Source organism: Pantoea sp. MHSD4 (assembly GCF_021043305.1).
Classification (GTDB): domain Bacteria; phylum Pseudomonadota; class Gammaproteobacteria; order Enterobacterales; family Enterobacteriaceae; genus Pantoea; species Pantoea eucalypti.
Map to the genome: position 1 here is coordinate 1,289,451 of NZ_JAJNDH010000001.1, position 16,249 is coordinate 1,305,699.

The 16,249-nt window shown below is 54.6% G+C and carries 18 protein-coding genes; 10 read left to right on the forward strand and 8 right to left on the reverse strand.

Going from position 1 to position 16,249, the window contains the following annotated elements; all coding sequences use genetic code 11:
- The first annotated feature begins 1 nt into the window (after window position 1).
- Both LQK91_RS05970 and LQK91_RS05975 read left to right on the forward strand, forming a co-directional pair.
- The gene (locus LQK91_RS05970; RefSeq protein ID WP_003850270.1) at window positions 2-859 is read left to right on the forward strand and encodes an efflux RND transporter periplasmic adaptor subunit; all 858 of its coding nucleotides are present in this window, start codon (window positions 2-4) and stop codon (window positions 857-859) included.
- The gene (locus LQK91_RS05975; RefSeq protein WP_105099221.1) at window positions 856-2,856 is read left to right on the forward strand and encodes an FUSC family protein; all 2,001 of its coding nucleotides are present in this window, start codon (window positions 856-858) and stop codon (window positions 2,854-2,856) included. Before LQK91_RS05970 ends, LQK91_RS05975 begins: the two co-directional genes overlap by 4 nt.
- Here the strand turns inward: LQK91_RS05975 and LQK91_RS05980 are convergent, their stop codons facing one another.
- The 4 genes from LQK91_RS05980 to LQK91_RS05995 all read right to left on the reverse strand — a co-directional run bounded on the left by LQK91_RS05980 (window position 2,857) and on the right by LQK91_RS05995 (window position 5,262).
- The gene (locus LQK91_RS05980) at window positions 2,857-3,324 is read right to left on the reverse strand and encodes a hypothetical protein (RefSeq protein ID WP_003850272.1); all 468 of its coding nucleotides are present in this window, start codon (window positions 3,322-3,324) and stop codon (window positions 2,857-2,859) included.
- 130 nt (window positions 3,325-3,454) lie between these two features.
- Window positions 3,455-3,973, reverse strand: a complete 519-nt coding sequence (sodC, locus tag LQK91_RS05985; RefSeq protein WP_105099222.1) for a superoxide dismutase family protein — start codon at window positions 3,971-3,973, stop codon at window positions 3,455-3,457.
- Between the two features lie 84 nt (window positions 3,974-4,057).
- A complete protein-coding gene (locus LQK91_RS05990) occupies window positions 4,058-4,954 on the reverse strand; it encodes an aldo/keto reductase (protein ID WP_003850274.1) in 897 nt (298 codons plus the stop codon).
- 68 nt (window positions 4,955-5,022) lie between these two features.
- On the reverse strand, window positions 5,023-5,262 hold the full coding sequence (locus LQK91_RS05995) for a DUF1289 domain-containing protein (RefSeq protein ID WP_003850275.1): 240 nt from the start codon (window positions 5,260-5,262) through the stop codon (window positions 5,023-5,025).
- Between the two features lie 183 nt (window positions 5,263-5,445).
- Between LQK91_RS05995 and LQK91_RS06000 the strand changes: the two genes are divergently transcribed.
- From LQK91_RS06000 to rnt, 4 genes are all read left to right on the forward strand, one after another.
- Window positions 5,446-6,042: a TetR/AcrR family transcriptional regulator gene (locus LQK91_RS06000; protein WP_003850276.1), complete on the forward strand. Its 597-nt coding sequence runs from the start codon at window positions 5,446-5,448 to the stop codon at window positions 6,040-6,042.
- 50 nt (window positions 6,043-6,092) lie between these two features.
- Window positions 6,093-7,190 carry an alkene reductase gene (locus tag LQK91_RS06005; RefSeq protein WP_003850277.1) on the forward strand — a complete coding sequence of 366 codons (1,098 nt, stop codon included), beginning with the start codon at window positions 6,093-6,095 and terminating at the stop codon, window positions 7,188-7,190.
- A 116-nt stretch (window positions 7,191-7,306) separates the two neighbouring features.
- Window positions 7,307-7,714 carry a lactoylglutathione lyase gene (gloA, locus tag LQK91_RS06010; RefSeq protein WP_008926200.1) on the forward strand — a complete coding sequence of 136 codons (408 nt, stop codon included), beginning with the start codon at window positions 7,307-7,309 and terminating at the stop codon, window positions 7,712-7,714.
- 120 nt (window positions 7,715-7,834) lie between these two features.
- Window positions 7,835-8,503, forward strand: coding sequence for a ribonuclease T (rnt, locus tag LQK91_RS06015; RefSeq protein WP_003850282.1), 669 nt, complete (start codon window positions 7,835-7,837; stop codon window positions 8,501-8,503).
- A 43-nt stretch (window positions 8,504-8,546) separates the two neighbouring features.
- Here rnt and LQK91_RS06020 read toward each other — a convergent pair whose 3' ends face one another.
- Complete coding sequence (locus LQK91_RS06020) at window positions 8,547-8,882, reverse strand: Grx4 family monothiol glutaredoxin (RefSeq protein WP_170933470.1); 336 nt, start codon at window positions 8,880-8,882, stop codon at window positions 8,547-8,549.
- Window positions 8,883-9,246: 364 nt separating this feature from the next.
- On the opposite strand from LQK91_RS06020, the gene LQK91_RS06025 reads away from it, so the two are divergent.
- Window positions 9,247-10,056, forward strand: a complete 810-nt coding sequence (locus LQK91_RS06025) for a C40 family peptidase (RefSeq protein WP_033743298.1) — start codon at window positions 9,247-9,249, stop codon at window positions 10,054-10,056.
- Between the two features lie 43 nt (window positions 10,057-10,099).
- Here LQK91_RS06025 and LQK91_RS06030 read toward each other — a convergent pair whose 3' ends face one another.
- Complete coding sequence (locus tag LQK91_RS06030) at window positions 10,100-10,189, reverse strand: YnhF family membrane protein (protein ID WP_010245592.1); 90 nt, start codon at window positions 10,187-10,189, stop codon at window positions 10,100-10,102.
- Between the two features lie 281 nt (window positions 10,190-10,470).
- Here LQK91_RS06030 and purR point away from each other — a divergent pair, with 281 nt between their 5' ends.
- Window positions 10,471-11,496 carry an HTH-type transcriptional repressor PurR gene (purR, locus tag LQK91_RS06035; RefSeq protein WP_003850290.1) on the forward strand — a complete coding sequence of 342 codons (1,026 nt, stop codon included), beginning with the start codon at window positions 10,471-10,473 and terminating at the stop codon, window positions 11,494-11,496.
- Here the strand turns inward: purR and punR are convergent.
- Entirely contained in the window at window positions 11,493-12,398 is a 906-nt protein-coding gene (punR, locus tag LQK91_RS06040) for a DNA-binding transcriptional activator PunR (RefSeq protein ID WP_003850292.1), read from the reverse strand. The genes purR and punR overlap by 4 nt on opposite strands.
- 107 nt (window positions 12,399-12,505) lie before the next feature.
- On the opposite strand from punR, the gene punC reads away from it, so the two are divergent.
- On the forward strand, window positions 12,506-13,708 hold the full coding sequence (gene punC, locus LQK91_RS06045) for a purine nucleoside transporter PunC (protein ID WP_105099223.1): 1,203 nt from the start codon (window positions 12,506-12,508) through the stop codon (window positions 13,706-13,708).
- 309 nt (window positions 13,709-14,017) lie between these two features.
- A complete protein-coding gene (gene cfa, locus LQK91_RS06050) occupies window positions 14,018-15,166 on the forward strand; it encodes a cyclopropane fatty acyl phospholipid synthase (RefSeq protein ID WP_105099224.1) in 1,149 nt (382 codons plus the stop codon).
- Between the two features lie 220 nt (window positions 15,167-15,386).
- Here the strand turns inward: cfa and LQK91_RS06055 are convergent, their stop codons facing one another.
- A complete protein-coding gene (locus LQK91_RS06055; protein WP_105099225.1) occupies window positions 15,387-16,046 on the reverse strand; it encodes a riboflavin synthase subunit alpha in 660 nt (219 codons plus the stop codon).
- Window positions 16,047-16,249 lie beyond the last annotated feature (203 nt).

The following is a 16,249-nucleotide window of genomic DNA, read 5'->3' on the forward strand; positions in this document are numbered from 1 at the left end:
TATGAAATTTAACGCGGTAAAATATTTTTCAACGCTCATTGTCTTTGCACTGGCGTTACTGGCCGGCGGCTGGCTGTGGAACTACTACATGCAGTCGCCCTGGACCCGTGACGGGAAAGTGCGGGCAGAGCTGGTGGATATCACGCCTCAGGTCTCGGGCCGGGTTACGGAACTGAAGGTCAAAGACAATCAATTTGTGCACAAGGGCGAGCTGCTGGTCACGCTGGACACGGTGCCGTGGCAGATTGCGCTCGACAACGCCGCCGCTCAGCTCAGCAAAGCGCAAGCGGACCTGGCGAAAGCGCAGCACGAGTTTAACCGGCGCAGCAGCTTGCCGCGCAACATCATCTCTGCCGAGGATCTCGATGCGGCACGCTTAAGCGCCGGAGCTGCGGCTGCCAGCACTAAAGCCGCGCAGGCGGAGTGGGAACGGGCGCGCTGGAATCTGCAACAGACAACGCTGACCGCACCGGCGGATGGCTGGATCACTAATCTCACGCTTCGGCCCGGCAGCTATGCCACTGCGGGTTCTCCTCTGTTTGCCCTGGTCGACAGCCACTCTTACTACGTCATGGGCTATTTCGAAGAGACCAAGCTGCGCCATATTCATCCAGGCGCAACGGCACAGGTGGTGCTCTACAGCAGTAGCATGCGGCTGCAGGGCAAGGTAGACAGCATTGGCCGCGCCATCTATGACCAGAGCATTGAGACTGACAGCGGCCTGGTGCCCGATATCAAGCCAAACGTGCCCTGGGTGCGGCTGGCGCAGCGGGTACCGGTACGCATTCGTCTCGATTCGCTTCCGGCCAATGCTGATCTGGTGGCCGGCACCAGCTGCACCATCACCATCCAGCCATGAATGTTCAGTGGCTGGCCTGGGATCAACTGCCCTGGATTAAAGCGAACAGAGGCCAGTGGCGCTATGCGTTACGTAACGCGATCGCCATGTGTCTGGCACTGAGCATCGCCTATGGACTGGATCTCGATGAACCCTACTGGGCGATGACCTCTGCCGCCGTGATCAGCTTTCCCACCGTTGGCGGCGCGATCAGCAAAAGTCTTGGCCGCATTGTCGGCAGCCTGCTGGGGGCCACCGCCGCACTGCTGATCGCCGGCCACACCCTGAACGAGCCCTGGCTGTTTACCTTTGCCATTGCCGGCTGGCTGGCGCTCTGCACCGGCATTTCGAACCACTACCAGAACAACGTCGCTTACGCGTTTTCACTGGCGGGTTACACCGCTGCCATCATCGCTTTCAGCAGCGTGAATATCACCGATATCACCACGCTGTGGACGATTGCGCAGGCACGCGTCTGCGAGGTGATCTCCGGCATTCTCTGCGCCGGATTGATGATGATGGTGCTGCCGAGTACCTCGGATGGCGAGGCGCTGATTACCTCACTGAAGCAGATGCATGCCCGTCTGCTGGAGCATGCGGTGTTACTGCTGCAGCCCTCGGCCAGTGATACCATTCGTGTCGCGCATGAAAACGTCATCAGCCAGATCCTGACCATGAATCTGCTGCGGATTCAGGCGTTCTGGAGCCACTACCGCTTTCGCCGACAGAACAACGTCCTGAACTATGTGCTGCATCAGCAGCTGCGACTCACCAGCGTGCTTTCGAGCCTGCGGCGCATGTTGCTGAACTGGCCCGATGCGCCAGAGCCGCTGTTTGAAGCCTTGCAGCGCCTGCTGGCTGAGCTGGCGAAACCGGCGTGTGATAAATATCGTCTTGCGCAAATCCTGCGCAGCGTGACGCCTGGCGCAGACGGCGACTACCGGCAGCGCGCGTTTTGTCAGCGGCTGCGCTACTTCTGCTGGATGTACCTCAACGTACTGCGCTGGATTCGTCTGCTGGATCGTGCCGATTCCGATACCCGCTTTCAACCCCCGCCGGTTCCGGCGCTGGCGCGCGACAGTGACAGTGCCGAAGCGGGCTGGAGCGCCCTGCGCACCTTCTGTGTGATCGTGCTGGGCTGCGCCTTCTGGATCAATACGCAATGGTCTTCCGGCGCTTCCGCGCTCACCCTGACCGCTATTGCCTGCGTGCTTTACGCCTCCGTGCCCTCACCCGGCGGCAGCGTCACCTTGCTGCTGAAAACCCTGCTGTGGCTGTTTGCGTTCAGTTTTGTGATGAAGTTTGGCCTGATGGTGCAGATCAGTCAGCTGTGGCCGTTTTTACTGTTTCTCTTTCCGCTGCTGGTGACGTTACAACTCTTCAAGCTGCAGCAGAAACAGCGCGCCGGGATGTGGGGACAGTTCATCGTCTTTATGGGCTCGTTTATCGCAGTGACAAACCCACCGACCTGGGATTATCAGGACTTTTTCAACGATAACATTGCCAAAGTCTGCGGGGTGCTGCTCGCCTGGCTGGCGTTCCAGATTCTGCGGCCCAGCTCTGATGCGCGGCGCAGCCGACGCCATATCCGTGCGCTGCGGCTGGCATTTCTCGATCAGCTGCGGCAGCGGCCCCGACTCAGTGAGAGTCGCTTCGAATCGCAGATTTACCACCGCATCAGCCAGCTCAGCCATAGCCGGGATGAGCAGGCGCGCACCTGGCTACTTCGCTGGGGCGTAGTGCTACTCAACTGCTCACATATTGTCTGGCAACTGCGTGAATGGCGCGCCGGTTCGGCGGCCCTGACAGGGTTTCGTGATAGCAGTCTGCACAATCTGCAGCAGATCATCAGCAGCCGTGGCGTGCGCCACAGCTCGCTGGATCAGATGCTAAGGGAACTGGAGGAGAGTATCACCGCATTACTGGCGCTGGAAAACAACGAAGCCAGCGAACTGGCTGGCATTATCTGGCGTCTGCGCTGTTCGCTCGCACAACTGAAACAGGCGGTGCCGGCGTGATTACTGGCAATATTGCTGTTGCTGCCGGTTAAAATCTTCCTGCAACTGCTGCAGCGTTTTATGGCCTTCAAAGCGGGTTTTATCCATCTCGGTCATCGGTTCAATGACCAGCGCTTTCTCATCGGGTGAAAAGATGAAACGGCGTGTCAGTTCAGTGCCGGTAAAACTTTGACCGTGGATGCCACCACACACCATCGTCATGGTGCGACGATAGATGGTGGTATCCGTGAAATTGGTTTCGGTTGCGCTACGAAAAACCTGATCACAACCCTGTGCCTCCAGCTTACGCACCCTGCTGCGACTCAGCCATTCACGACCCTGAGCAATCTTTTCACAGGTGGCACGCATCGGGCTGGTATCAATGGTGCGCTGAAGTTCCCGACCGGTTTCGGTCACCAGCTGCGTATCATTGGGTTTATCGCATCCCACCAGCAGCAGACATAGCAGTAATGCGCCCTTGAATTTCATTATCCTGCTCCTTTCCCCATCACGCTTTCTTACCTGAATCAACATCATAGGGGGGAAATGTCAGGGATGGTACAACATTTCATAAACAGTCAGGAGAAAATCGGGCGGCCATTATCTGCCGCCCTGACACTCAGATTACACCGCAGGCATAACGCGCCCCGCCGCCGCCCAGCGGTTTAGGATGATCGGCGTGGTTATCCCCGCCAGCATGCACCATCAGCGCTTTTCCTTTGATCTCGTTTAAGGATTTCAGACGAGGTGCCAGCACCGGATAGGTTGCATTGCCTTTGTCATCGACATAAATCGCAGGCAAATCCCCGAGATGTCCCTCAGCGTAAGGCCCCAGATGTTTGCCACTGTTGGCAGGATCAAGGTGACCGCCCGCAGCACCGGCGGCGACCACTTTGCCTTCAGACTCGCCCGGCTCACAGCTGCCTTTAGCATGGACATGGAAACCATGAATGCCTGGCTGAAGGCCTTTCAGATCGGGCGTGAACTGCAGACCATACTGTGTCTCGTCAATTTTTACCGTGCCAACCGATTTTCCGATGCCTTCAGCGGTAACCTGATGGACCATAACCTGCTCGCTGGCAGCCTGTGCTGCACCGCAGGCGATCAGGGCGAATAGCGCAACAGCTTTCATTTTCATGATGACTCCTTTTTCATCCCAGGGATTGAGGTAAGTCTGGTCGCTGTTGCGCTATTTTGCTGAAGATTGACGCACTTTTACGCTTCAGGGCACATCAAAACCCAGCGCCGCCTTACGAATGCGGAACCACTGCTGACGTGTCAGCATGACATTCAGTGCACCAGCGGCTTCGCTGACCCGGGATGTTTTACCTGAACCGATAATGGGCAGTGGGCGCGACGGCAGCATCAGTATCCAGGCATAAACGACCTGATCCAGGCTGGTGGCGCCGGTTTCCTGCCGCACAGCTTCCAGTTCGTTACGCAGTGGCTGATAGTGCGGATCGTTAAACAGGCGGCCTCCTCCCAGACAGGACCAGGCCATCGGACGAATGCGCAGTTGCTGGCATTGATCCAGCGATCCATCCAGCAGCACGCTTTGCTGAACCGGTGAAATCTCCAGCTGATTGGTGACCAGCGAGAACGGCAAGCGGGATTGCAGCAGGGAGAACTGAGAGGGTGTGAAGTTTGAGACGCCAAAATGCAGAACCTTGCCGCTCTGATGCAATGCCATAAAGGCTTCAGCCACGTCGTCAGCCGCCATCAGCGGATCGGGGCGATGGATCAGGAGCAAATCAAGGCGATCGGTGTGGAGATGGCGCAGCGAGTTTTCAGCGCTCTGCAGGATATGGTTTTTATCGGTGATGTAGTGGCCAATCTGATGCTCAGGCCGGGCGCGGGTAGCAATACCGCATTTGGTCACAATCTGCAGCTGGTCGCGCAGTCCGGGTGCCAGTTTCAGCGCCTCGCCAAATGCCGCTTCACACTGGTAGTCACCGTAGATATCGGCATGGTCAACGGTGGTAATGCCAAGCCGCAGATGGTGCTCAATAAACGCGACGCGCTCCTGAGGTGACATGCCCCACTCCATCAGGCGCCAGTACCCCATAACCAGCGGTGAAAATTCTGGCCCCTGTGAAGCGATGGCTTGCGGTTCTAACATGACGTTCTCCCTGTTGCGCGTGGGCTGTAATTAATGTGTCAGAGAGTATAACGGAAAGCGCAAAGTCGTCAGAATAACTCTGGCTGTTGTGGCTCGGGTGGCTCGTCGCCTTTCTGTTGACGCTGCAGACGCTGTCGACGCTGCTGACAAAGGCGTATCACCTCACGCTTTTGCGCATCACTAAAGCGCAGCCAGTTGAACCGCTCATCGCGGCTGCGTAAACATCCCAGGCAGTAACCGCGTGCATCCGTCTGGCAGATGCCGCGACAGGGGCTGGGAACCGGAAAAAACTCAAGCTGCTCGGCCACCACGACTCCAGATTCATTAAATAAAAAGCAAAATCAGTCCACTCAAAAGCGTAGCCTGGTTGCGCAGGAAGAAAATCCTGACCGGTCAGAATTATCCTTTTCTTTCTCTCTGGGGTGAACACTCTGTGCCAAATGCAACAGACTGAGTTGCGTTAGACCGACTGGTCTACTAATCTCAGAGCCATGAATAAGACGCTGCAACGTAATGAAACCCGTGAACACCTGCTCCAGACAGGGGAGACACTCTGTCTTCAGCGCGGCTTTGCCGGAATGGGCCTCAGTGAGCTGCTGACGCAGGCGGCGGTGCCGAAAGGCTCCTTCTACTACTATTTCCGCTCTAAAGAAGCGTTTGGCGTGGCGTTACTGGAACGTTACTTTGCGCGTTTCCTGCAGGATGTCGAGCTGCAGCTCAACCAGACCAGCGGCACCCCGCGTGAGCGTCTGCTGAACCACTTTCGTGCGGCCGTTGAGCTGTTTGTGCAGCAGGGTCACATTATGGGTTGTCTGGGCGTTAAGGTCTCCGCTGAGGTATGCGATCTTTCTGAGCCAATGCGTGACGCACTGCAGCAGGGCGCAGCGAAAATCACGGCCCTCTACGCCCGGACGCTGATCGCTGCAGAACAGCAGGAGTCGATGAACCTGCCACAGCCTCCCGCGCAGATGGCGGAATTACTGTCGTTGCTGTGGCTTGGCGCCAGCCTGCAGAGCAAAATTTCCCGTGAGGCGCAGCCACTGCGCCTGGCATTGAGTACCATCGAACAGTGGCTTAAGAGCCACTAATTTTTAAAAAACGCATTTGTAGACGACTGGTCTACTAATCAGGAGCTATTATGGCGAGTACCCAGCTGTTTAATCCGCTGAAAGTCGGCGCAATTACCGTCCCAAACCGCGTATTCATGGCACCGCTGACCCGTCTGCGCAGCATCGAGCCTGGCGACATCCCTACCCCGATGATGGCGGAATATTACCGTCAGCGCGCCAGCGCCGGTCTGATCATCACTGAAGCAACCCAGATCTCTTTCCAGGCGAAAGGCTATGCTGGTGCACCAGGCTTACATACGCAGCCACAGATTGCAGCGTGGAAAGCGATTAACGAAGGCGTGCATCAGGCTGGCGGCCACACCGCCGTGCAGCTTTGGCATACCGGTCGTATCTCTCATAACAGCGTGCAGCCGGAAGGTAAAGCACCGGTGGCTCCCTCGGCGATTGCTGCAGGCACCCGTACTTCACTGCGTGCGGAAGATGGCAGCGTTTATCGCGAAGATACCTCAACACCGCGTGAACTGACCGTGCCGGAGATCAAGCAGATCGTGGCCGATTTCGGTCAGGCTGCGGCCAACGCACGTGAAGCGGACTTTGATCTGCTTGAGCTGCACTCGGCGCACGGTTATCTGATTCACCAGTTCCTGGCACCAGACTCCAACCAGCGTACCGATGAATACGGTGGCAGCATTGAAAAACGCGGTCGCTTTGCGCTTGAAGTAGTTGATGCGGTCATTGCTAACTGGTCTGCCGATCGCATTGGTATTCGCGTATCACCTATCGGCAGCTTCCAGAATCTGGATAACGGTCCGGACGAAGAAGAAGCGGCGTTGTGGTACATCGGCGAGCTGGCAAAACGCAATATCGCCTATCTGCACCTCTCTGAGCCAGACTGGGCCGGTGGTCAGCCTTACACCGACGCTTTCCGCCAGAAAGTGCGTGATCTCTTCCCGGGTGCCATCATCGGTGCGGGTGCCTACACCGTTGAGAAAGCCGATGACCTGATTGGTCGTGGTCTGATCGATGCCGTTGCCTTTGGTCGCGATTACATAGCTAACCCGGACCTGGTTGAGCGTCTGCAGCAGGATGCGCCGCTCAATCCACAGCGCCCGGAAAGCTTCTACGGCGGCGGCGCTGAAGGGTATATCGACTACCCGACGCTGTAATCGTTTTGGGCTGCCGTCCGGGACGATGACGGCAGCCATTATTCAATGGCGATTTTCATCGCTATACTTATCGCCTGGGTCATCCGGCGATGGCGTTTTATTTAAAAGAGGATGTTATGCGTTTACTTCATACCATGCTGCGCGTTGGCGATCTGCAACGTTCAATCGATTTCTACACTCGTGTGCTCGGCATGCGCGTGCTGCGTCAGAGCGAAAACACCGAATATAAATATACCCTGGCCTTTGTGGGCTACACCGACGAGAGCGAAGGTGCGGTAATCGAACTGACCTATAACTGGGGCGTCGATAAGTATGACCTCGGTAATGCGTATGGTCACATTGCACTGGGCGTGGATGACGCGGCAGCTGCCTGCGAACGCATCCGTAAAGATGGCGGCAACGTGACGCGTGAGGCTGGCCCGGTCAAAGGCGGCTCTACCATTATTGCCTTTGTTGAAGATCCCGATGGTTACAAAATCGAGCTGATCGAAAACAAAGATGCCGGCAACGGCCTGGGCAACTAAACCTGCCCCTCAGCCTGCCCGTTCGGGTGGGCTGAATCCCCTTCTCTGCGCTTCATCTGCTGCACCCGGCCCCGTTTTTTGCCATAATACGCGCTGCCCTTTTTCTGCAACGAGATCCTGATGTCTGAATCGAATTCCCCTAATGCACTCAATCAACGTTTCCGTGGCTTCTATCCGGTGGTGATCGACGTTGAAACCGCAGGTTTCAACGCGCAAACCGATGCGTTACTGGAGATTGCTGCCATCACGCTGAAAATGGATGAAGAGGGCTGGATTCAGATTGACCAGACGCTGCATTTCAACGTCGAACCGTTTGTCGGTTCGCTGCTGCATCCTGAAGCGCTGGCGTTTACCGGTATCGATCCCAGCAATCCGCTGCGCGGAGCAGTCAGTGAATATGAAGCGCTGCATGCCATTTTCAAAATGGTGCGCAAGGGGATTAAGGACAGTGGCTGCAATCGCGCCATTATGGTGGCGCACAATGCCACTTTTGACCTGAACTTTATGTCAGCAGCGGCAGAGCGTGCCAGCCTGAAGCGCAATCCGTTTCACCCCTTTGCCACCTTTGACACCGCGGCACTCAGCGGACTGGTGCTGGGTCAGACGGTTCTGGCGAAAGCCTGTATTGCGGCGGGAATGGAGTTTGACAGTACCCAGGCGCATTCGGCGCTTTATGACACGCAGCAGACAGCAACACTGTTCTGCGAGCTGGTGAACCGCTGGAAACGCTTAGGCGGCTGGCCACTGCCTTTCGCGGAAGGCGATGCAGAAGCCAGTGCATCCGCATAAGGGAGGCTGCAATGGAAAAGGCCGACGTGATGTCGGCCTTTTTTTATTCTGCTTCTTTAAATTTTTCTGCAGTCTCTTTGATCAGCGTCTGCAGTTCACCACGCTGTAACATCTCAACGATGATGTCGCAGCCACCGACCAGCTCGCCATCAACCCACAGCTGCGGGAAGGTTGGCCAGTTAGCGAATTTCGGCATCTCGGCACGAATGTCCGGGTTCTGCAGAATATCCACGTAAGCAAAACGCTCACCACAGGCTGACAGCGCCTGTACCGCCTGTGCAGAGAAACCGCAGCTAGGCAGTTTCGGGGAACCTTTCATGTACAGCAGGATCGGATTTTCTGCGATCTGGCGCTGAATTTTTTCTACAGTACTCATAATTGCCTTCCTTAAATCGTGACTTCGTGTTTGTTTATTGTAGCGACTTCGCAGCGTGACTGAAAACGAGATTTTGTCCGCTACCGATTATACCGCCATCATTGTTAAGTCCTGCAGCGGGATGCACGACCCTCTGATTATTAACAGCGGGTAACAGTTTAATAATTCGTAATAATTTCGCTGATATAAGACGCTGAAAATGTTCATTTTCAGCGCGATTACGTGGGTTGCACAGATTAATATTAAAAGGCATTACAGTTTTTAAACGAACTGGACTAGAATGGCCTGGGCCCTGATCCTGGATCAGATTAATCTCAACTTTGTCGCGGTGCGTAGTGGCCCTGACAACTTAACTAATCAACGGACTATGCGTTTAATCATTACGCTTTTCATGCTGGCCATTGCGCAACTGTTTTTCAACGTCGCTGCTGCTTCACCGCACACGCCGGTGAACGTCAGTACGCATAAAGCAGAAAAAAAGAGTGCGCGCGACGATGAACGCCGCAAACGTCGCCAGGTAAAAACGGTGACGAAAAAGACTCGCCTCAGCCCTGTTCAAAAACTTAAAACGAAAAAACAGAAAAAAGTCGAACTCACTGCCAAACAGACGCCTGCTAAGAAGACCTCGCTTAAAACCGCCCGTATAAGCAAAAGCCTGCAAAAGAACAAAGAGAAGAAACGCTATGGCCATCAGCGCCTGCTAAAAACCGCTGAGGTCACCACCAGCGAGCCGGGCACGATTAAAATGAGCAAATCCCACCGTCAGCGTTATCAGAAGGCTCGCGAAACCGCGATGACCAAACTGATGGGCCAGCTGGGTAAACCCTACCAGTGGGGCGGCACTTCGCCGCATACCGGCTTCGATTGCAGCGGCCTGGTCTGGTACGCCTATAAAGATCTGGTGAAGTTTAAGATTCCGCGTACCGCTAATGAGATGTATCACCTGCGTGACGCCGCACCCATCAAGCGTGAGTCGCTGGAGAAAGGCGATCTGGTCTTCTTCCGTATTAATGGTCGCGGTACAGCGGATCACGTTGGCGTGTACCTGGGAGATGGCAAGTTTATCCAGTCACCGCGTACCGGAAAAGACATTCAGATTAGCGCATTAGGGGAAGATTACTGGCAGCGTCATTACATTGGTGCCCGTCGTGTGATGACGCCGAAAACCATACGCTAACCAGAAAACAGTCGTAAAAAGCCGGGAGATTCCCGGCTTTTTTTTAGTGCAGAATGGCGGTAAAACTAAAGGCTACAATCATCAGCAGACAGCCCGCAGTCGTCATTAAAGCCAGTTTAAGATCGGTACTCATTGTTTGCTCCTTAGTCACACAATTTGTGGGGATATCGCATTTTCCCACAGGGCCCGGTAAAAATCTCGTTTTATCCGTTCAGCCTTGTTAGAATCCCGCCTTTGTTGCGCAACGCGCGCAATCCTGATTCCGTTTGCGCCGGTTTTCAGGCGTTTTATTTTCGCCAGCGGCCTGTAAACCGGCCAAAAACGCGGCATTTTTGCGGAAAAAACCCTGAGCAGACGCAAACGTTTAACACTACGCTTATCATAGAGTTAGATAAGCACTGGAGTCCGATTTTCATGGCAACAATTAAAGATGTGGCGAAACGCGCTGGCGTCTCAACGACGACGGTTTCGCACGTCATCAATAAAACCCGCTTTGTCGCAGAAGAGACGCGTAACGCGGTCTGGCAGGCGATAAAAGAACTGCACTATTCGCCAAGCGCCGTGGCGCGCAGCCTGAAAGTGAATCACACCAGAACGCTGGGCCTGCTGGCGACCTCCAGCGAAGCCCCCTATTTCGCAGAGATTATTGAAGCGATTGAGAATCACTGTTTTGACAAAGGCTATACGCTGATTCTGGGGAATTCGCATAACGATCTGCAAAAACAGCGCGCCTATCTCAGCATGATGGCGCAGAAGCGTGTCGATGGTCTGCTGGTGATGTGCTCAGAATATCCAGACGACCTGCTGCAGATGCTGGAAGAGAACCGTAACATCCCGATGGTGGTAATGGACTGGGGCGAATCGCGCGCCGACTTCACCGACACGGTTCTGGATAACGCGTTCCAGGGCGGCTATCTGGCAGGACGCTATCTGATTGAACGCGGTCACCGCGACATTGGTGCTATCCCCGGTCAGATGGAGCGTAATACCGGTGGCGGACGTCATGCCGGTTTCCTGAAGGCGCTGGAAGAAGCCAGCATTCAGCCGCGCGCCGAGTGGATTGTCCAGGGTGACTTTGAGCCGGAGTCGGGCTATCAGGCGATGCAGCAGATCCTGTCACAGAAACAGCGCCCGACGGCGGTGTTCTGCGGTGGTGATATCATGGCAATGGGTGCAATTTGCGCCGCCGACGAAATGGGTTTGCGCGTACCGCAGGATATTTCGGTGATCGGTTATGATAATGTGCGCAACGCCCGCTATTTCGCACCGGCCCTGACCACCGTGCATCAGCCTAAAGCTCAGTTAGGTGAAAAAGCGCTGGATATGCTGCTGGACCGCATCACCAGTAAGCGTGAAGTGTCACAGACGATTGAAGTACACCCTACGCTGATTGAGCGCCGCTCGGTGGCCGACGGTCCATTCCGCGACTATCGCCGTTAATCCTCGCTTAACCACTCCTGATTAAGCGTTTGCGCATCACCCAGGTAGCTGAGCAACCAGCCAGTCGCCGGTGATGCGCGATCCTCAGCCCAGCTGACACAGCAGGGACTGTCCGGAAACGCCACCGGCAGAGTCAGTTCAACCAGATCGCCGCTGTCGAGCAGTGGCCTGGCAAGATGACCGGGCACCATCGCCACACACAATCCCGCCTGCACGCACTCCAGCCCGGTTTGCCATTCCGGCACCACCAGCCTGCGCTGGTTATCCAGCGTCCATGTCATTCGGCGCGGCAGTGCGCGTGAAGTATCTTCCAGCACCAGTGACGGCCAGCTACGCAGCGTGTCGTCATCGATCTGGCTCGCCTGCGTCAGGGGATGATCGGGCGCGACCACGCAGCGCCAGTTGAGTGTGCCCATATCGCGAAACGCAAAACGTCCGCCCACCGGAATCGCCTGGGTGGCCCCAATGGCCACTTCTACCCGGCCATCGGCCAGCGCATCCCAGACGCCGTTAAAAACTTCATAACTGATGATCAGCTCCATGTCGGGGAAATGGCGATAGAAATCTTTAACCAGTTGCCGGGTGCGCTGAGGTTTAGCGATACGGTCAACAGCGATGCTGAGCTGACCGCGCCAGCCGTTGGCCAGCTGCTGACACTGTCGTCGTGTGGCTAGCATTTTTTTGATGACGCTGCGCCCTTCACGGACAAAATGCTCGCCTGCCGGAGTCAGTACCACTTCACGGTGCTGACGCTCAAACAGCGGCACCGCCAGCCAGCTCTCCAGCTGCCGCACCGTGTAACTGATGGCAGAGGGCACCCGATGTAACTCCTGCGCAGCAGCGCTAAAGCTGCCGCCACGGGCGACTGCGTCAACCACTTCTAATGCATATTCTGACCACATAATCTGCCTTCAAAATTTTTAACAGCAAGCGGCAAATATTACCGTTTCACAGCAGCAAACGCACCTTTTACACTCTGCCGCGTTTATCCTGCAAAAATGAGAATGAGATGTTGTCGAATAAAGGATTTATGCCTTACCTTGCCCTGCTGAGCATGCTCGGCTTTTTAGCCACCGATATGTACCTGCCCGCCTTCGGCGCGATGCAGCAAACGTTTAACACCTCACCCGGCCTGATCAGCGCCAGTATGAGTCTTTTTCTGGGAGGCTTCGCTGTGGGTCAGCTCTTCTGGGGACCCCTTTCCGATCGCATTGGCCGTAAACCTGTGCTGCTTACCGGGCTGGCCATGTTTGGGATCGGTTGTGCAGGCATGCTGTGGGTCAATGATATCTATCTGATGCTGGCGCTACGTTTTGTTCAGGCGATTGGCGTCTGTGCTGCTGCCGTTAGCTGGCAGGCACTGGTCGTGGATCGCTACCCTGCCGCACGTGCCAACAAAGTTTTCGCCACCATTATGCCGCTGGTTGCACTCTCTCCGGCACTGGCCCCGTTGCTGGGCGCCTGGCTGATTGGTCATTTCCACTGGCGTTCAATCTTCCTGGTGCTGACCCTGATTGCGGTAGCGCTGATTCTGACCACGCTGCGTCTGCCCACTGTTCGCAAAGTCGCAGGTGAAAAAAAGGCACAGCCGGGTTTCTTTACCCTGCTCAAATCGCGGGTTTATAGCGGCAACGTGCTGATCTACTCAGCCTGTTCTGCCAGCTTCTTTGCCTGGCTGACGGGTTCGCCGTTTATTCTGGCAGATTTAGGTCTCTCGCCTGCCGACATCGGCCTGAGTTATGTGCCACAGACCCTCGCCTTTTTGATAGGTGGCTTCGGCTGTCGCGCCCTGCTCAACCGCTTTAACGGTTCACAGTTGCTGCCCTGGTTACTGGGTATCTACAGCCTGAGCATTCTGGCGCTGTTTGCTGTTGCGCTTGCCGGCAACAGCACGCTGGTTAGCCTGATGGTTCCATTCTGCGGCATGGCGCTGGCGAACGGCGCGATCTATCCGATTGTGGTCTCCAGTGCATTAATGCCCTTCCCGAATGCTACCGGCAAAGCGGCCGCATTGCAGAACACACTGCAGTTAGGTCTGTGCTTCGCCGCAAGCCTGGCGGTATCAGCCGGATTAACTCAGGCGCTGTTTACCACCACACTCACGATGACGGCGACCATTGTGCTCGCGCTGTTCGGCTTCGCCATGCAGCGTGCCGACAGCGCACAAAGTGTTGTTGCCTCAGCGCAACCTGCCTGCCAGGATAATCACTGACACACTGACTTCTTAGTTAGCATCCTAACAATAAGTCATTGAATATTGACCCGCGTGAGAATATACTCATTCGGGTCAACAAATCTGTAATAAATCAACAATATAATAACGTAATAATCTGATTGGCACCCTGTTGCCGGGACGGTATTCGCGCGCGTTATTCTCATCTTGCCCGTCCAGCTGCAGGCTATTCCAGTCCTCTGTATCACACAATAACCGGTGTGCGGAGTCATCCGTAACGTTTCTCAATGCCTGACGAAATTGGCTACTCTTTGTTCAGGTTCAGATTGGACAGGTGGTGGAAAAGCTATGAGTTCATCTTATGCTGAAGTAGTGAGCCCGGAAGAGAACCATTGGTATCGCATCGTTCATGAACTGCTGGAATCAGCGGATGTCGAAATCAATGGTTCACGTCCATGGGATATTCATGTCACGCATCCAGGTTTTTTTAAACGTGTTCTGCAGGAGGGTTCACTTGGGCTCGGTGAGAGCTATATGGATGGATGGTGGGAGTGTGACCGGCTGGATATGTTCTTTCACCACGTACTTAAACATAAACTCGATCAGCAATTGCCTCATCATTTTAAAGATACGTTGCGCATTGCCGCCGCTCGCTTAACGAATCTGCAATCAAAAAAACGGGCCTGGATTGTCGGTAAAGAACATTACGATCTCGGCAACGATCTTTTTTCACTGATGCTTGATCCTTATATGCAATATTCCTGTGGCTACTGGAAAGAGGCCACGACGCTGGCGACAGCACAGGAAGCCAAGCTGGATATGATCTGCCGGAAATTAGCGCTGGAACCCGGGATGTCGCTGCTGGATATTGGCTGTGGCTGGGGCGGACTCGCGGAATTTGCTGCACGTCATTACGGCGTCAAAGTGCATGGCGTGACGATTTCCGCCGAACAGCAAAAACTGGCGCAGCAGCGCTGTAACGGATTAGACGTCACAATTCTGTTGCAGGATTATCGCGATCTGAATGAGCAGTTTGATCGTATTGTTTCAGTGGGAATGTTCGAACATGTCGGGCCAAAAAATTACGCCACCTATTTTGATGTGGTCGATCGTAATTTAAAACCTGACGGTATTTTCCTGCTTCACACTATTGGTGCAATTAAGACCGATATGAGCGTCGATCCCTGGATCGATAAATATATCTTCCCCAATGGTTGTCTGCCGTCAGTGCGTCATGTAGCGGATGCCAGCGAGCCCCACTTTATTCTGGAAGACTGGCATAACTTTGGTGCTGATTACGACAAAACATTGATGGCCTGGCATGAACGCTTTGTGCAGGCCTGGCCAGAACTGGCGGATAAATATGGTGAACGCTTTAAGCGGATGTTCTCTTATTATCTCAATGCCTGTGCCGGTGACTTCCGGGCGCGTGATATTCAGCTGTGGCAGATTGTGTTCAGTCGCGGTGTTGAGGGCGGATTACGGGTGGCGCGGTAGGGTCATGTTAAGAAGATGCTGCCGCGCCAGGGGCTTTAAAAAGGGGCCTGTTCAGTTTTGAGCGTGTAACAGCACAGGAACACAGAAAGATTTGAAAGAGACAAACCCGTTATCCGTGGCGGGGGACGCTTTCCTCTTCTGACTGTGTTCCCTGTGCTTCAGGCTATTATATCGCTGCCAGATTCACCCGGATGGGCTCCCCAGCAATCTTTGACGCTTATTAGCTCTCGGCGTCAGTCTGGCCGGTCAGCATGCTCATCGCTGCCGCGGCATCGCGCTGTGCTAATACCCGCTCAACGGTCTCTACGATTGCCTGCGTGTGTGGATCGATCTCAATATTAACCCGATCGCCAAACGTCTTCGCGCCCAGCGTGGTGCGCTCCAGCGTTTCCGGGATCAGATAGACGCAGAATTTGGTTTTCGTCACATCGCCGACTGTCAGGCTGATACCGTCGATGCCGACAAAACCTTTATGCAGAATATATTTCATCTGCGTCGGGTCCTGGATTTTAAACCAGATTTCGCGGTTATGTTCTGACTGGATAATCTTGCAGATCTCAGCGGTGGTCATAATATGACCTGACATCAGATGACCGCCTATTTCATCGCTGAATCGGGCTGCACGCTCAATATTGACCACATCACCCTGACGTAAATCACCCAGGTTAGTTACCCGCAAGGTCTCTTTAATTAAATCAAAACTGACGCAGTCGCCGTCAATTGCCGTCACGGTTAAACAGCAACCGTTGTGCGCGACAGATGCGCCCAGCGCCAGACCCGGTAAAAGCGCTTCCGGCAGTCGGACAGTGTGGGTACGAAACAGTTCTTTCTCTTCAATGGACACGATTTCTGCGGTGCCCTGCACAATACCGGTAAACATAGTCTTTGCCTCTGCGAAGTTTGCGCTAGTTTATCACAGCTCAGGTCAGGTGTTAGATTTCAGCCGACGCCCTCTATTTAATCACGGCGTAAAACGCATTGTGTGACAAAGATTGGCGAATGCTATTGCGCCAGTTACACTAGCCCGCGCAATTTCCTGGGCTTTTCTGCCCTTTTAATTCTTTCAACAAATCAGGTGTTAAC

Excerpts from the sequence above, each read along its gene's own strand:
- LQK91_RS05970 (WP_003850270.1), top strand. The coding sequence starts at position 2 with ATGAAATTTAACGCGGTAAAATATTTTTCAACGCTCATTGTCTTTGCA.
- LQK91_RS05975 (WP_105099221.1), top strand. The coding sequence starts at position 856 with ATGAATGTTCAGTGGCTGGCCTGGGATCAACTGCCCTGGATTAAAGCG.
- LQK91_RS05980 (WP_003850272.1), bottom strand. The coding sequence starts at position 3,324 with ATGAAATTCAAGGGCGCATTACTGCTATGTCTGCTGCTGGTGGGATGC.
- sodC (WP_105099222.1), bottom strand. The coding sequence starts at position 3,973 with ATGAAAATGAAAGCTGTTGCGCTATTCGCCCTGATCGCCTGCGGTGCA.
- LQK91_RS05990 (WP_003850274.1), bottom strand. The coding sequence starts at position 4,954 with ATGTTAGAACCGCAAGCCATCGCTTCACAGGGGCCAGAATTTTCACCG.
- LQK91_RS06000 (WP_003850276.1), top strand. The coding sequence starts at position 5,446 with ATGAATAAGACGCTGCAACGTAATGAAACCCGTGAACACCTGCTCCAG.
- LQK91_RS06005 (WP_003850277.1), top strand. The coding sequence starts at position 6,093 with ATGGCGAGTACCCAGCTGTTTAATCCGCTGAAAGTCGGCGCAATTACC.
- gloA (WP_008926200.1), top strand. The coding sequence starts at position 7,307 with ATGCGTTTACTTCATACCATGCTGCGCGTTGGCGATCTGCAACGTTCA.
- rnt (WP_003850282.1), top strand. The coding sequence starts at position 7,835 with ATGTCTGAATCGAATTCCCCTAATGCACTCAATCAACGTTTCCGTGGC.
- LQK91_RS06025 (WP_033743298.1), top strand. The coding sequence starts at position 9,247 with ATGCGTTTAATCATTACGCTTTTCATGCTGGCCATTGCGCAACTGTTT.
- LQK91_RS06030 (WP_010245592.1), bottom strand. The coding sequence starts at position 10,189 with ATGAGTACCGATCTTAAACTGGCTTTAATGACGACTGCGGGCTGTCTG.
- purR (WP_003850290.1), top strand. The coding sequence starts at position 10,471 with ATGGCAACAATTAAAGATGTGGCGAAACGCGCTGGCGTCTCAACGACG.
- punR (WP_003850292.1), bottom strand. The coding sequence starts at position 12,398 with ATGTGGTCAGAATATGCATTAGAAGTGGTTGACGCAGTCGCCCGTGGC.
- punC (WP_105099223.1), top strand. The coding sequence starts at position 12,506 with ATGTTGTCGAATAAAGGATTTATGCCTTACCTTGCCCTGCTGAGCATG.
- cfa (WP_105099224.1), top strand. The coding sequence starts at position 14,018 with ATGAGTTCATCTTATGCTGAAGTAGTGAGCCCGGAAGAGAACCATTGG.
- LQK91_RS06055 (WP_105099225.1), bottom strand. The coding sequence starts at position 16,046 with ATGTTTACCGGTATTGTGCAGGGCACCGCAGAAATCGTGTCCATTGAA.